Consider the following 13,639-nt stretch of genomic DNA (forward strand, 5'->3'; position numbering starts at 1 on the left):
CTCTATCTAACCAGTTACTAATATATCAAAAATCACTTAGAAATTCTTATAAAACGTACATTTTTATTTTTTGAACAAGCTCTTTGCTCTTTGGCATATACATAGAATAACAGCCATTAAGAGGGGATTGTTAATCATGATATTACCTTGGATCATGTTAATTGTTATTGTAATTATAGGAGGGAAGTGTATATATGATTTCATCCAAACAAATAATGTCAATCAATTATTTAGGATGAGAGAGGGGCATTTCTCGATAGAAATCTTCATTGCAATGGTTGTCGTGTATATAACAATCATGCTTGGATATGGAATGATATATTTTATACTTTCTCTTGAAGGGATTGTACTTGTAGAACATGGGGAACTTAGACAAGTCAGTATTATTGGATCATTAATACACTCTGTTTATTTTAGTGGGGTTACACTTTTAACGATCGGTTATGGAGACATTATCCCAATAGGTATTGGGAGATTAATTGCGGTATCAGAAGCTCTAATCGGATATATTTTGCCAGCGGCGTTTGTGTTAAAGGTAGTGCAAATTGGATCTAGGGAATCTAGGAGCAGGGATGAATGAATATCTCTATTTAATGTGATATATTGAAAGAAAATGGTTATATTGTGGAGGGTTAATAATGTCTGTAGAAATAGGTTCAAAAGTCAACGATTTTAGTTTACCAAATCAACATGGTGAAAATATAAGCTTGTCTGATTATCAAGGGAAATATGTAGTTTTATATTTTTATCCAAAAGATATGACACCAGGTTGTACAACAGAAGCATGTGATTTTCGGGATAATCACGAAAGCTTTAAAGAATTAGATGCAGTAATACTGGGAGTTAGTCCTGATCCAGAAGCAAGACATCAGAAGTTTATAGACAAACATGAATTACCATTTAATCTTCTTTCAGATGAAGACCATCAACTCGCAGAACAATTCGACGTTTGGAAGTTAAAGAAGAACTTTGGGAAAGAATATTATGGAATTGAGCGATCTACTTTTATTATAGATAAAGATGGAAAACTAATAAAAGAATATAGAAAAGTAAGAGTGAAGGATCATGTTTCTGATGCTTTAGAATACATCAAAGAAATCAATGAAGTGGGATAGAGGTTAAATTATGCGTATATATACCAGATCTGGAGATAAAGGTTTAACTTCATTAGTATATGGACAACGAGTTCCGAAGAATCATTTGCGAGTAGAAGCATATGGAACATGTGATGAAGCAAACTCAGCAATTGGATTAGCGGTTAGTGTACTTGGAAACAAAGAGTGGGAAGGTAAACAGGATTTTTTAGATCAATTACATCGCGTGCAAACAATTTTATTTCATGTTGGAGCGGAACTTTCAACGCCAATGGACAAAGAAGTGTACTGGAAATTGAAACAATCGCATATAGATGAAATGGAAAAACAAATAGATAATTGGCACGAGGAATTAGAACCATTAAATAATTTTATTTTACCATCTGGACATTTAGCTTCGAGTGCCTTGCATAATGCACGAACAATTGTAAGACGAGCAGAACGTATAGTAGTAGGTTTAGATGAGGAAATCGAGAATAAACTTGTACTATCTTACTTAAATCGTTTATCTGATTTTCTATTTGTTGCAGCACGATATGTCAACAAAAAACTTGGCGGACAAGAACAAGGTTTACATGTTGATTTAACCAAGTAGCACCTCTGCTTAAGATATAAAGGCTAATGATATTGCTTACAATTCTGTTTTAATAGAACAATATGTTAAAGCACAGAAAAGTACTGAATAAAGGTCCACTTTAATAGTTAATGATCGGGTTATGCAATTGTTGACAGAAAACAGCCTATGAAGGTAAACTATTTATAAGGATTATAATATAATAATTTTATTAACTAAAATATATTACTGAAAGAGAGGTGTTTAACGGTGTCTGAACAACGTCTGCGTCAAGCAATCGATACATTGAAGGAATCAGGCGTCCGTATTACACCACAGAGACACGCAGTACTGGAATTTCTTTTAAATGCTATGGTTCATCCAACTGCGGATGAAATCTATAAAGCTTTAGAAGGTAAGTTTCCAAATATGAGTGTTGCAACCGTGTATAATAACTTACGTGTATTGAAAGATATCGGACTTGTCCGTGAGTTGACCTATGGTGATTCCTCTAGTCGATTTGACTGTAACACGTCAGATCATTACCATATTATTTGTAATGAATGTGGGAAGATAGTTGATTTTCATTATCCTTCATTAAATGAGGTTGAATCTCTAGCGGAACAAGTAACTGGATTTGATGTAAGTCATCATCGCTTAGAGGTCTATGGTAAATGCGATGATTGTCAAGCAGTAAATACGAAAAAGCATTAATGGCATTAAAATACCCCGTCAGGCGACGGGGTTTATTTTTATGCTTAAATTAATTTGATTATTTCTTTTTATATTTACGTGAATTATACTTCTCGTCAAATTCAATTCCTTCGAGATTCTTGTCCATGGTGAGTGGCTGTTTACAATGCATACATGCATCCACACGGCCAAGCATTTTTGTAGGTTTTTCACAACTTGGACATATTACAGGTACAGCTCGAAGTGACAAAGTACCAATCCATACATATACTGCACAACTAAGGATCACCATTAAGGTACCTAAGATAAAGAAAATTACCATTAACCATTCAATATTCTTGGTTAAAATACCACCATACATTGTGATTATACCTGCAAAAACAAGTATTAATGCAAATGTACGAATCTTATTTATTTTACTTGAGTATGTAAGTTGTTGTGACATGGTTGTCCTCCTTATTCTTCCATTGTAGTATAGCATAATTAATGAAAATATTGAATTTGAATAGAGGATTTCACTAGAATTTAACGAATATATTAAATATTAGGTGGTAGTGGGGAGGCATCTTAATGGAAAATTTTTTAAGACCAATTTACCAAGAGCATGCAAGTAATTCAAACACATTGGGAATTTTAACAATAGAAGCAACTCAATTCGATCGTCCGTTAACGGATGGTTTTGATAGTATTTTACTTATTATTGTACGTGAACAATCAAATAACTGGTTTGTGAAACATTATGAAGTAGAGGGGAAAACTGCTGCCCTTCATTTAGTAAAAGAAGAGATTCTAATGGAGTGGATAGACACGAGCGGTTATAGACGAGCGGTTGAATGGATTATATATGGAAGGACCGTCTACGATAGAAATGAATATGTAAAACAGTTAAAAGAAGAATTAAGGTTTTTTCCGGAAGACAAAAGAGACTTAAGGAAGGTTATAGATTTTGGGAAACTTGTAAAAAGTTATAGTGAAGCGAAATTACTATACGATGCTGGAGAGATAAGAGATGCACATAGTAAAATCCTAAATTCATTACATTACTTAGCAAGATTATCAGTTATTGATCATGGTTATTATCCTGAAGTGACTGTATGGAACCAAGTGAAAAACATTGATCTTGAAGTGTATAAATTATACGAAACGTTATTAGACAGTAACGAGTCCATTGAGAAAAGAATTGAGTTAATGTTGATAGCCATGGATTTTGTAATGAATAATCGTGCATACTCCGCTTCAAAACATCTCCTTGATATAATGGATAAACAAGATCAACCTTGGTCATATGCTTCTATTAAGGCAATTAATGATGTTCAGCATTACACATATGATCTAAGTGCAATACTTTCTTATTTAGTTGAAAAAGGTATTATGGAAGTGATTTTATTAGAGACGAAAAACCCAGTTGTATTTCAACGGGCTTACAGAGTGAAAGAATACCAATAGTAACATTTTTATTAAGTATGAATATAATGAGATGGTGAAAGCGCCTAGTAAACGATTATTTTACATTAACCCCAGATCTTTCCTTGATTTAATGCTTGTGTTAAAAAAATGTAAAATAATCGTTGACTTTCATTATGAGCCATGGTAAAGTTAATTTCGTTGCTGATTTGAGCAAGCGTTCAGCAAAAAAGATTTTAAAAAAACAACAAAAAAGTTGTTGACATGAAAAACACAGCATGATATATTTAAGAGGTCGCTGCTTGAGAGGGCGACAACGAAATTGCTCTTTGAAAACTGAACAAAACAACCAGTACGAAAGAAGAAAAACACCTCGTTTTTCTTGAAAAGAAATGAAGTCAGAAATTGACTTCTGAAGCACAAGAAACACAACTTTTATGGAGAGTTTGATCTTGGCTCAGGACGAACGCTGGCGGCGTGCCTAATACATGCAAGTCGAGCGCATGAAATTATTTGATTCTCTTCGGAGTTGACGATAATGGAATGAGCGGCGGACGGGTGAGTAACACGTAGGCAACCTGCCTGTAAGACTGGGATAACTCGTGGAAACGCGAGCTAATACCGGATAACACTTTTCATCTCCTGGTGAGAAGTTGAAAGGCGGCTTTTGCTGTCACTTACAGATGGGCCTGCGGCGCATTAGCTAGTTGGTAAGGTAACGGCTTACCAAGGCGACGATGCGTAGCCGACCTGAGAGGGTGATCGGCCACACTGGGACTGAGACACGGCCCAGACTCCTACGGGAGGCAGCAGTAGGGAATCTTCCGCAATGGACGAAAGTCTGACGGAGCAACGCCGCGTGAGTGATGAAGGTTTTCGGATCGTAAAACTCTGTTGTTAGGGAAGAACAAGTACTATAGTAACTGATAGTACCTTGACGGTACCTAACCAGAAAGCCACGGCTAACTACGTGCCAGCAGCCGCGGTAATACGTAGGTGGCAAGCGTTGTCCGGAATTATTGGGCGTAAAGCGCTCGCAGGCGGTTCTTTAAGTCTGATGTGAAATCTTACGGCTCAACCGTAAACGTGCATTGGAAACTGGGGAACTTGAGTGCAGAAGAGGAGAGTGGAATTCCACGTGTAGCGGTGAAATGCGTAGAGATGTGGAGGAACACCAGTGGCGAAGGCGACTCTCTGGTCTGTAACTGACGCTGAGGAGCGAAAGCGTGGGGAGCGAACAGGATTAGATACCCTGGTAGTCCACGCCGTAAACGATGAGTGCTAGGTGTTAGGGGGTTTCCGCCCCTTAGTGCTGAAGTTAACGCATTAAGCACTCCGCCTGGGGAGTACGGCCGCAAGGCTGAAACTCAAAAGAATTGACGGGGGCCCGCACAAGCGGTGGAGCATGTGGTTTAATTCGAAGCAACGCGAAGAACCTTACCAGGTCTTGACATCCTCTGAACACTCTAGAGATAGAGTTTTCCCTTCGGGGACAGAGTGACAGGTGGTGCATGGTTGTCGTCAGCTCGTGTCGTGAGATGTTGGGTTAAGTCCCGCAACGAGCGCAACCCTTGATCTTAGTTGCCAGCATTAAGTTGGGCACTCTAAGGTGACTGCCGGTGACAAACCGGAGGAAGGTGGGGATGACGTCAAATCATCATGCCCCTTATGACCTGGGCTACACACGTGCTACAATGGATGGAACAAAGGGAAGCGAACCCGCGAGGTCAAGCAAATCCCACAAAACCATTCTCAGTTCGGATTGTAGGCTGCAACTCGCCTACATGAAGCCGGAATCGCTAGTAATCGCGGATCAGCATGCCGCGGTGAATACGTTCCCGGGCCTTGTACACACCGCCCGTCACACCACGAGAGTTGGTAACACCCGAAGTCGGTGAGGTAACCGTAAGGAGCCAGCCGCCGAAGGTGGGACTAATGATTGGGGTGAAGTCGTAACAAGGTAGCCGTATCGGAAGGTGCGGCTGGATCACCTCCTTTCTAAGGATTATTACGGAATCGTACTTGGTTGTTTGGTTCAGTTTTGAGAGAGCAATCTCTCGATTGAATAAACTTCTTTTACAGAAGTTACTACATTGTACCTTGAAAACTAAATAAGAGTAACAACGACATCAAATTAGAAAGCTGAAGCAACTATTTTTAATAGGAGCTGAAGCTAGATTATTTTTTTGAAACAAGGCTATTAAATTAGCACGCTTATTTACTGAAATAACTTAGTTAAGTGAATAAGGGCGCACGGTGGATGCCTTGGCACTAGGAGCTGACGAAGGACGGGACTAACACCGATATGCCTCGGGGAGTTGTAAGTAAACTTTGATCCGGGGATTTCCGAATGGGGAAACCCACTGTTCGTAATGGAGCAGTACCTATACCTCAATACATAGGGTATAGGGAGCAGACCCGGGGAACTGAAACATCTCAGTACCTGGAGGAAGAGAAAGAAACCTCGATTTCCTGAGTAGCGGCGAGCGAAACGGAAAGAGCCCAAACCAGAAAGCTTGCTTTCTGGGGTTGTAGGACACTCCTTTGGAGTTACAAAGAAATTCTTTAAATGAATCGATCTGGAAAGGTCAGCCGAAGAAGGTAACAGCCCTGTAATTGAAAAGGAATTTCCTCCGGAGTGTATCCTGAGTACGGCGGAACACGTGGAATTCCGTCGGAATCCGGGAGGACCATCTCCCAAGGCTAAATACTCCCTAGTGACCGATAGTGAACCAGTACCGTGAGGGAAAGGTGAAAAGCACCCCGGAAGGGGAGTGAAATAGAACCTGAAACCGTGTGCCTACAAGTAGTCGAAGCCCGTTAATGGGTGACGGCGTACCTTTTGTAGAATGGACCGGCGAGTTACGATCCCATGCAAGGTTAAGTGGAAGACACGGAGCCGCAGCGAAAGCGAGTCTGAATAGGGCAAATATAGTATGTGGTCGTAGACCCGAAACCGTGTGATCTACCCATGTCCAGGGTGAAGGTCAGGTAACACTGACTGGAGGCCCGAACCCACGTATGTTGAAAAATGCGGGGATGAGGTGTGGGTAGGGGTGAAATGCCAATCGAACACGGAGATAGCTGGTTCTCTCCGAAATAGCTTTAGGGCTAGCCTCAAGATGATGAGTACTGGAGGTAGAGCACTGATTGGACTAGGGGCCCCTACCGGGTTACCGAATTCAGTCAAACTCCGAATGCCAGTTACTTAAACTTGGGAGTCAGACTATGGGTGATAAGGTTCATAGTCGAAAGGGAAACAGCCCAGACCGCCAGCTAAGGTCCCAAAGTATACGTTAAGTGGAAAAGGATGTGGAGTTGCCCAGACAACCAGGATGTTGGCTTAGAAGCAGCCACCATTTAAAGAGTGCGTAATAGCTCACTGGTCGAGTGACTCTGCGCCGAAAATGTACCGGGGCTAAACGTATCACCGAAGCTGCGGATTGTTCTTGCGAACAATGGTAGGAGAGCGTTCTAAGTGCTGTGAAGTCAGACCGTGAGGACTGGTGGAGCGCTTAGAAGTGAGAATGCCGGTATGAGTAGCGAAAAAAGAGTGAGAATCTCTTTCACCGAATGCCTAAGGTTTCCTGAGGAAGGCTCGTCCTCTCAGGGTTAGTCGGGACCTAAGCCGAGGCCGATAGGCGTAGGCGATGGACAACAGGTAGATATTCCTGTACCACCTCATGATTGTTTGAGCGATGGGGGGACGCAGTAGGATAAGGAATGCGCACCGATGGACGTGTGCGCCCAAGCAGTGAGAAAGTCAGATAGGCAAATCCGTCTGGCAATTTCAAGCTGTGATGGGGAGGGAAATTGAGTACCGAAGTTCCGGATTTCACACTGCCAAGAAAAGCCTCTAGTTAGATCATAGGTGCCCGTACCGCAAACCGACACAGGTAGGCGAGGAGAGAATCCTAAGGTGAGCGGGAGAACTCTCGTTAAGGAACTCGGCAAAATGACCCCGTAACTTCGGGAGAAGGGGTGCTCCTTCATAGGAGGAGCCGCAGTGAATAGGCCCAAGCGACTGTTTAGCAAAAACACAGGTCTCTGCGAAGCCGAAAGGCGAAGTATAGGGGCTGACACCTGCCCGGTGCTGGAAGGTTAAGGGGACGAGTTAGCTCTTCGGAGCGAAGCTTTGAACCGAAGCCCCAGTAAACGGCGGCCGTAACTATAACGGTCCTAAGGTAGCGAAATTCCTTGTCGGGTAAGTTCCGACCCGCACGAAAGGTGCAACGACTTGGGCACTGTCTCAACGAGAGACCCGGTGAAATTATACTATGCGTGAAGATGCGCATTACCCGCGACAGGACGGAAAGACCCCGTGGAGCTTTACTGTAGCCTGATATTGAATGTTTGTGCAGCTTGTACAGGATAGGTGGGAGCCTTTGAAGCGTGAGCGCTAGCTTACGTGGAGGCACCCGTGGGATACCACCCTCGCTGTATGAACATTCTAACCCAGGACCGTGATCCGGTTCGGAGACAGTGTCAGGCGGGCAGTTTGACTGGGGCGGTCGCCTCCCAAAGAGTAACGGAGGCGCCCAAAGGTTCCCTCAGAATGGTTGGAAATCATTCGTAGAGTGTAAAGGCAGAAGGGAGCTTGACTGCGAGACCTACAAGTCGAGCAGGGACGAAAGTCGGGCTTAGTGATCCGGTGGTTCCGCATGGAAGGGCCATCGCTCAACGGATAAAAGCTACCCCGGGGATAACAGGCTTATCTCCCCCAAGAGTTCACATCGACGGGGAGGTTTGGCACCTCGATGTCGGCTCATCGCATCCTGGGGCTGTAGTCGGTCCCAAGGGTTGGGCTGTTCGCCCATTAAAGCGGTACGCGAGCTGGGTTCAGAACGTCGTGAGACAGTTCGGTCCCTATCCGTCGTGGGCGTTGGAAGTTTGAGAGGAGCTGTCCTTAGTACGAGAGGACCGGGATGGACACACCGCTGGTGTACCAGTTGTTCCGCCAGGAGCATGGCTGGGTAGCTACGTGTGGTAAGGATAAGTGCTGAAAGCATCTAAGCATGAAGCCCCCCTCAAGATGAAACTTCCCATCACTTCGAGTGAGTAAGATCCCTCAGAGACGATGAGGTTGATAGGTCCGAGGTGGAAGCGTGGCGACACGTGCAGCTGACGGATACTAATTGATCGAGGACTTATCTAAGTTCTTATATTGATGTCACGTTACTCTTATTTAGTTTTTAGGGTACAATCCTAAAAAAAGTGTTGCATTTTGTCTAAGAAATGCATATAATATAACTTGTCCTTATTTTTTTGGACTACATATTATACGAAAGTCTGGTAGCGATAGCGAAGAGGTCACACCTGTTCCCATGCCGAACACAGAAGTTAAGCTCTTCAGCGCCGATGGTAGTTGGGGCTTTGCCCCTGCAAGAGTAGGACGCCGCCAGGCGATATTAAATCATTATTTCCGGGTTTGCCTTTAAGGACAAGCGATGAAAGATAAATATCATTATTTATGGATCATTCCACAGTAGCTCAGTGGTAGAGCAATCGGCTGTTAACCGATCGGTCGTAGGTTCGAATCCTACCTGTGGAGCCATGGAGAGCTGTCCGAGAGGCCGAAGGAGCACGATTGGAAATCGTGTAAGCCGCTACCGCGGCTTCGAGGGTTCGAATCCCTCGCTCTCCGCCATTACACAATGGCCCGTTGGTCAAGCGGTTAAGACACCGCCCTTTCACGGCGGTAACACGGGTTCGAATCCCGTACGGGTCACCAATAATAATGTGGAGGATTAGCTCAGCTGGGAGAGCACCTGCCTTACAAGCAGGGGGTCGCAGGTTCGAGCCCTGCATCCTCCACCATATATAAAGTATAGTATTCCTCATATCGCGGGGTGGAGCAGTCTGGTAGCTCGTTGGGCTCATAACCCAAAGGTCGCAGGTTCAAATCCTGCCCCCGCAACCAAATAATAATGGTCCGGTAGTTCAGTTGGTTAGAATGCCTGCCTGTCACGCAGGAGGTCGCGGGTTCGAGTCCCGTCCGGACCGCCATCTAAATTAATTGGTTTATAGAAACAATATATGGCTTGGTAGCTCAGTCGGTAGAGCAGAGGACTGAAAATCCTTGTGTCGGCGGTTCGATTCCGTCCCGAGCCACTTTTTTATTTTTATGGAGGGGTAGCGAAGTGGCTAAACGCGGCGGACTGTAAATCCGCTCCTTCGGGTTCGGCAGTTCGAATCTGCCCCCCTCCACCATTTTAATAAATATTTAGGGGTATAGTTTAATGGTAAAACGAAGGTCTCCAAAACCTTTGATGTGGGTTCGATTCCTACTACCCCTGCCAATATGGCGGTCGTGGCGAAGTGGTTAACGCACCGGATTGTGGCTCCGGCACACGTGGGTTCGATCCCCATCGATCGCCCTTTTTTTATCTAAATATAATGATTGGGCCATAGCCAAGCGGTAAGGCATCGGGTTTTGATCCCGTGTACCCTAGGTTCGAATCCTAGTGGCCCAGCCATTGCGGAAGTAGTTCAGTGGTAGAACACCACCTTGCCAAGGTGGGGGTCGCGGGTTCGAATCCCGTCTTCCGCTCCAGAGACAGTGGCGGTATAGCCAAGTGGTAAGGCAGAGGTCTGCAAAACCTTTATCACCGGTTCAAATCCGGTTACCGCCTCCAATATGCCGGTGTGGCGGAATTGGCAGACGCGCACGACTCAAAATCGTGTTCCTTCTGGAGTGTCGGTTCGACCCCGACCACCGGTATCTTGAGATTATTTTTAATTAACTTAAAAAACTTTCTTATGCTCGTAAGCCTTGATTTTAAAGGTTTACGAGTTTTTTTATTCTGGTTCTATAATATTTGTTGGGGTAAAAGAAAAATAAAAAACACGCAATCTCCTATTTTTGTTATCATTGTTTAAACCACTAAACCAAACAAAAAGGAGATGCGTGCAACTGAATTCTAACATAACATTACCTGGGTTGGAAGAAGGAAATATATTAGATACAGAAGTACGAGAAGGTATTTATTACATTAGTTGGGAGTTGGAGAGAACCTCTCATCGTTTTCCACAATGTGGAGAGTGGACAAACAAAGTACATGATTATCGTACGCAGAAAGTTCGTCACCCTAGCATATTCGGGAGGTAAACGATTATTTTTTACCGAAAGAGAAGATATAGATGCGTTTTCTGCGGAAAATGATTTTTTGAAAGAAACCCTTTAGTCAAACGTTATAAAAGACAATCTATTGAGTTTAATCAAGTATTGTCATTAGAGCTTGTTCATGGAAAAGGCTTTCGAGACTTGGCGACACGTTTTCATACATCGCCAACTATCATTATGTGTCGATTTGATGAGATTACTGCATCGAAGATGAAGGAAACACAAGCATTGCCTAAAGTGATAGCGATTGATGAGTACAAATGGGATGCAGGAAACGAGAAGTATCAAACGGTTATAGCTGATCCGATTAATAGAAAACCATTAGAGATCTGCCAACGGCCCTAATGCTTTAAAAAATACTAAAAATAACTCTATCAGTTTTATGAACTTGTGCAAAATGCAGGGCTGCCGGAATTACTAAAAGCAAAAGAAACCTTTCACAATTGACGAAAAGAAATTATGAATAGTTTTGCCTTTGATTTACATAATGGTTATATCGAAGGAATCAACAATCAAACAAAGGTTATAAAACGAAATGCATTTGGATTTAAGCGATTCGATCGCTTTCGAGCAAGAATACTATTACATCATCAATATAAAAAGAAAGCTACCCCTAATAGAAGCTGCTGAACTAGAAAAGTATAAAGATCTTATATTTTTTTATAAACAATATCATGCTGATATAAAAGGCAACCCATTCTATACTAGTTTACTAAAAGAAATTGATAAATCTATTGACTCCATTTTTATTAATTATCTAAATGTAGTTTTTTAGAATAATGAAGATATACTTGGAGTTCTTCAAACATAAAAATATAATAATGAGTAATTTAAAAAAAGTACAAAGATAATGAAAGTGTTTATCCCAAATATCTTTGGCAGCACAGTACCACAATTACTTTTGTAAAACACCGATTTGCATCTAAAGGGCCAGAATGTTGAAGAACAGATACTGAATTTCCCTGTAAATATAAGGGATTTTAGTTAAAGTAGATTTAATCTTAAGATAATTGAGATGGAAGGTCATTATAAGATGCCGGACAGATATTCAGATATTGGCGAAGTGATTAATATATTCATCAACATATCTATGAACCGCTTTCGCTCTCCCGGCTAGCTAGTCATGTAGCCTATAGTCCGTATCATTTCACAAGAATTTTTAAAGAAAGAATGGGTCTTTCACCGCTATATTATGTTTCGTCTCTTCGATTGCAAAAGGCAAAAGATTTGTTGCTGAGCACGAATTTAACGATTCGCGATATCGGCACGGAGATAGGAAAACAAAGTTTAGGAACCTTTACGACTCGATTTACGGAAAAGGTCGGTGTGACGCCATCCCAATTTCGGAATTCAATGATGCAAGCGGACAATCGCCTTCGTTCTTTACAGGAACTTACAGATTGGTGTGAACTGTACTTTCTTTCAAATCAATATGCTAGCATAGCAGGTACCGTTCAAGGTGCGTTCCTTTCCAAGGTGTGATCTTGATAGGTTTATTTGCTAAACCAATTCCTGAAGGGCCTCCTTTATACGGAACACTGCTTCCTTCTCTAGGAGATTTCTGCTTTACGGGAATCCAACCAGGCATCTATTATCTTATGGCTACATCGGTATCCTGGGAAATGCCATCCACTGATATTCTGCTACCGTATAGAACTTTACGTACCCGAACGAGGGAGCCGATTATTGTAGAAACCAATCTCGCTGTTCCGCATCAACAAGTTACACTTTACTCTCCGTGACTGGACGATACGCCAATCCTGATTTCCCTGCCTTTGTTGATGAATCGTTTCCTCAAGCGGGCTCGTCAAAACCGCAATCGGTAAGAAATTTCATAAGATGACCCATGTTAGGATTAAGAGGAATCATAAAAAACATTCATGGAGGGCGAAAATTCATAGCTTGTGAAAGGAGAAATGATGATGTCAGAAAAGAAGAACCCAACACTACCCCAAATCGTGTCACGTGACGAATGGCTTGAGGCTCGTAAGGAACTGCTGTACAAAGAGAAGGAATTTACTAAGGAACGGGATGAACTGAATGCCGAACGCCGTCGACTCCCAATGGTGGAGATTGATAAGGAATATGTCTTAGATGGTCCACATGGTAAGACCCGTCTGCTTGATCTGTTTGAAGGGCGTCCTCAACTTATTGTTCATCATTTCATGTTCGATCCCGAGTGGGACGCAGGCTGTCCGGCTTGCTCACTGGCTGCGGACAACATGGGTTACCTTTCCCATTTGCATGCACGTAACACGTCACTTGCTCTAGTATCCCGTGCGACACTTCCCAAGCTTCAGCGCTACAAGGAACGCATGGGGTGGAACATTCCTTGGTACTCATCCTACGATAGCGACTTTAATTATGACTTTCATGCTACGCTTGACGAATCCGTTGCTCCTATCGAATACAATTACTTGACCAAGGATGAGCTTGTTCAGAAGGGCGTACCCGTTGACTCCGGACAATCAATGGAGGTGCCTGGCGTGAGCACCTTTCTTCGTGATGGTGAAAGGATTTTTCATACCTATACGACTTACGCCCGTGGAACTGACCTAATCCTTGGTACTTTCAACTACCTTGATTTAACAGCACTCGGCAGACAGGAGGACTGGGAGCAGCCCCCCGGACGCAGTGACGGAAGAGGTAAGACTTGGCTCCGCCGTCATGACGAATATGATCATTCCGAAGAGTCAGGCTCCTGTTGCCATCCGGAAAAGAATAATTCGTAAACAAAGTATTGAGAGCTGGAGAGGTAAAAATCATTGAATC

The 13,639-nt window shown here is 42.9% G+C and carries 7 protein-coding genes, 14 tRNA genes, 3 rRNA genes and 2 pseudogenes; 25 read left to right on the forward strand and 1 reads right to left on the reverse strand.

The annotated features are described in order from the left end of the window. Positions 1–154: 154 nt before the first annotated feature. The 4 genes from OB_RS04795 to perR all read left to right on the forward strand — a co-directional run bounded on the left by OB_RS04795 (position 155) and on the right by perR (position 2,361). Positions 155–580, forward strand: a complete 426-nt coding sequence (locus tag OB_RS04795; protein WP_231846991.1) for a potassium channel family protein — start codon at positions 155–157, stop codon at positions 578–580. 58 nt (positions 581–638) lie between these two features. Next, entirely contained in the window at positions 639–1,115 is a 477-nt protein-coding gene (bcp, locus tag OB_RS04800) for a thioredoxin-dependent thiol peroxidase (protein ID WP_011065309.1), read from the forward strand. A gap of 10 nt (positions 1,116–1,125) precedes the next feature. Then, positions 1,126–1,689, forward strand: coding sequence for a cob(I)yrinic acid a,c-diamide adenosyltransferase (locus OB_RS04805; RefSeq protein ID WP_011065310.1), 564 nt, complete (start codon positions 1,126–1,128; stop codon positions 1,687–1,689). 228 nt (positions 1,690–1,917) lie between these two features. Next, positions 1,918–2,361 carry a peroxide-responsive transcriptional repressor PerR gene (gene perR, locus OB_RS04810; protein ID WP_011065311.1) on the forward strand — a complete coding sequence of 148 codons (444 nt, stop codon included), beginning with the start codon at positions 1,918–1,920 and terminating at the stop codon, positions 2,359–2,361. Positions 2,362–2,419: 58 nt separating this feature from the next. On the opposite strand, the gene OB_RS04815 is transcribed toward perR, so the two are convergent. Further along, the gene (locus tag OB_RS04815; RefSeq protein WP_011065312.1) at positions 2,420–2,785 is read right to left on the reverse strand and encodes a YgzB family protein; all 366 of its coding nucleotides are present in this window, start codon (positions 2,783–2,785) and stop codon (positions 2,420–2,422) included. Between the two features lie 125 nt (positions 2,786–2,910). On the opposite strand from OB_RS04815, the gene OB_RS04820 reads away from it, so the two are divergent. The 21 genes and pseudogenes from OB_RS04820 (at position 2,911) to OB_RS04925 (ending at position 13,599) form a co-directional block, all read left to right on the forward strand. Beyond that, the gene (locus tag OB_RS04820; protein ID WP_011065313.1) at positions 2,911–3,786 is read left to right on the forward strand and encodes a nucleotidyltransferase-like protein; all 876 of its coding nucleotides are present in this window, start codon (positions 2,911–2,913) and stop codon (positions 3,784–3,786) included. Between the two features lie 392 nt (positions 3,787–4,178). Next, positions 4,179–5,742 (forward strand): 16S ribosomal RNA (locus tag OB_RS04825). A 235-nt stretch (positions 5,743–5,977) separates the two neighbouring features. Further along, a 23S ribosomal RNA gene (locus tag OB_RS04830) occupies positions 5,978–8,899 on the forward strand. A gap of 133 nt (positions 8,900–9,032) precedes the next feature. Then, positions 9,033–9,148, forward strand: a 5S ribosomal RNA gene (gene rrf / locus OB_RS04835). The 16S, 23S and 5S rRNA genes sit together here with 14 tRNA genes alongside, the layout of an rRNA operon. A 75-nt stretch (positions 9,149–9,223) precedes the next feature. After that, positions 9,224–9,298 (forward strand) — tRNA-Asn (locus OB_RS04840). Position 9,299: 1 nt separating this feature from the next. Further along, positions 9,300–9,391: transfer RNA gene (locus OB_RS04845), tRNA-Ser, on the forward strand. A 9-nt stretch (positions 9,392–9,400) separates the two neighbouring features. Continuing rightward, a tRNA-Glu gene (locus OB_RS04850) sits at positions 9,401–9,475 on the forward strand. Between the two features lie 10 nt (positions 9,476–9,485). After that, a tRNA-Val gene (locus OB_RS04855) sits at positions 9,486–9,561 on the forward strand. 26 nt (positions 9,562–9,587) lie between these two features. Continuing rightward, positions 9,588–9,664 (forward strand) — tRNA-Met (locus OB_RS04860). 9 nt (positions 9,665–9,673) lie between these two features. Continuing rightward, positions 9,674–9,750, forward strand: a tRNA-Asp gene (locus OB_RS04865). A gap of 32 nt (positions 9,751–9,782) precedes the next feature. Next, positions 9,783–9,855: transfer RNA gene (locus OB_RS04870), tRNA-Phe, on the forward strand. 15 nt (positions 9,856–9,870) lie between these two features. After that, a tRNA-Tyr gene (locus tag OB_RS04875) sits at positions 9,871–9,954 on the forward strand. A 15-nt stretch (positions 9,955–9,969) separates the two neighbouring features. Beyond that, a tRNA-Trp gene (locus OB_RS04880) sits at positions 9,970–10,043 on the forward strand. A gap of 5 nt (positions 10,044–10,048) precedes the next feature. Then, positions 10,049–10,121: transfer RNA gene (locus OB_RS04885), tRNA-His, on the forward strand. 24 nt (positions 10,122–10,145) lie between these two features. Beyond that, positions 10,146–10,220 (forward strand) — tRNA-Gln (locus OB_RS04890). A 2-nt stretch (positions 10,221–10,222) separates the two neighbouring features. Continuing rightward, positions 10,223–10,297, forward strand: a tRNA-Gly gene (locus OB_RS04895). 8 nt (positions 10,298–10,305) lie between these two features. Continuing rightward, positions 10,306–10,379, forward strand: a tRNA-Cys gene (locus OB_RS04900). Positions 10,380–10,383: 4 nt separating this feature from the next. Continuing rightward, positions 10,384–10,465 (forward strand) — tRNA-Leu (locus OB_RS04905). Positions 10,466–10,657: 192 nt separating this feature from the next. Next, a pseudogene (locus OB_RS18860) lies at positions 10,658–11,497 on the forward strand (transposase). 403 nt (positions 11,498–11,900) lie between these two features. Further along, positions 11,901–12,693 (forward strand): annotated as a pseudogene (locus OB_RS04920) (AraC family transcriptional regulator). A gap of 96 nt (positions 12,694–12,789) precedes the next feature. After that, positions 12,790–13,599, forward strand: coding sequence for a DUF899 domain-containing protein (locus tag OB_RS04925; protein ID WP_011065315.1), 810 nt, complete (start codon positions 12,790–12,792; stop codon positions 13,597–13,599). Positions 13,600–13,639 lie beyond the last annotated feature (40 nt).

This window comes from Oceanobacillus iheyensis HTE831 (assembly GCF_000011245.1).
Taxonomy (GTDB): Bacteria; Bacillota; Bacilli; order Bacillales; family Amphibacillaceae; genus Oceanobacillus; species Oceanobacillus iheyensis.